We start from the raw sequence: 1210 nt of genomic DNA, 5'->3' as shown, positions 1-1210 counted from the left end.
CCCAAATCCCTTCTCTTACTTGATGAATGAGAGGGAATTCTTATTTTCTTCTGCCTAGAGTGACAGAAGAGGGTTATATCGAAAGATATTGAAAAAAGGCAAACTATGTCCGGTGCTACGCGCTAATTCGATCAGCGATACTGGAGTTGCCAAGACCAACCCTAAATTCCCATTGGTTTGGTATGTTCTCAAAGAGTGCAAACTCTCCCAAAACTCATCATCTAATTCGGGACAGCGCTGTAAACCTACACCAATTTCATCAAATAAGATGACTGTAGGCTGAAGTAAATTACTGCTAACCACATCCATAAATCCCTCTAAGTCGCAAGGGCTGGGAACTGACATTTTTAGGCATTCTAAAATGTAGCGCAGCAACCCTTCCCGACTCTGCCGTCGCGGATCTTGAAAATCTACGAAAATCCAGCGATAGTTTTCTGGAGAGGGCAACCAGTCAGATTTTTGACCGGGACGCAACTGTGCTGTTGGGGTGGTGGTAATATTTTTCAAGTATTCCAGCAAAGAAGTCTTGCCACTGCCGCTCTTGCCGATAATGACAGCATTTTGCAGGGGACGGCGTTTCAGTAAGTCGAATAGGCGTTTTAGTTCCTTCTTCCGCCCAAAAAAGTAGCGCGGATGGGTGATGGGAGTGCCAGTTACAAACGAGGAAGTTTCGCTATCTTCTGCATTTTGCAGTTGATTTTTAGGAGCCAAATCACAGTCAACCTCCTCCAGTTTTAGCCGAAGCGCCCTAAAAACAAGTTCAAGAGAGCTTTTTTCGACTCCCTGACCCCGCACTATCTTCCTGACTGTATCAGGATGTAACGTTTCGCCGTTGAGCTCAAGTTGAATTTTTGCATGGATTTTACGGACGGCGTATCTTTCGCTGGTGATACCCAACCGATCTATCTCAGCCTGAAGTTTCTGCTTTCCTGTGGGTGTCAGTATCACACCGCGATCGCGCTGCTGCGTCCGTGAATTCATAAATTGGCGAAGTTTAACGTTCGGGTGACGATATTCCCGAACTTAAGGAAGATAGTAATAGTTTATATGAACTTAAGCCAGTAAACCAAGTTTGCTCGGATCTCAGCCTCCCAAGCTGAAAAGCTAGCTGGAACTGAGATGGCAAAGTTAATTACCCCTCTTCTGTCACTCTAGGCAGAAGAAAATAAGAATTCCCTCTCATTCATCAAGTAAGAGAAGGGATTTGGGT

1 protein-coding gene is annotated in these 1210 nt (G+C 45.0%); it reads right to left on the bottom strand.

Annotated elements, in window-relative coordinates:
* Positions 1–54: 54 nt before the first annotated feature.
* On the bottom strand, positions 55–981 hold the full coding sequence (locus tag QUA45_RS28885) for an nSTAND1 domain-containing NTPase (protein ID WP_333223386.1): 927 nt from the start codon (positions 979–981) through the stop codon (positions 55–57).
* Positions 982–1210: the final 229 nt, after the last annotated feature.

This window comes from Microcoleus sp. Pol12A5 (assembly GCF_036701435.1).
Lineage (GTDB): Bacteria > Cyanobacteriota > Cyanobacteriia > Cyanobacteriales > Microcoleaceae > Microcoleus.
The sequence above is the reverse complement of the archived record's forward strand: the minus strand, read 5'-3'. Positions and strand labels throughout refer to the sequence as shown.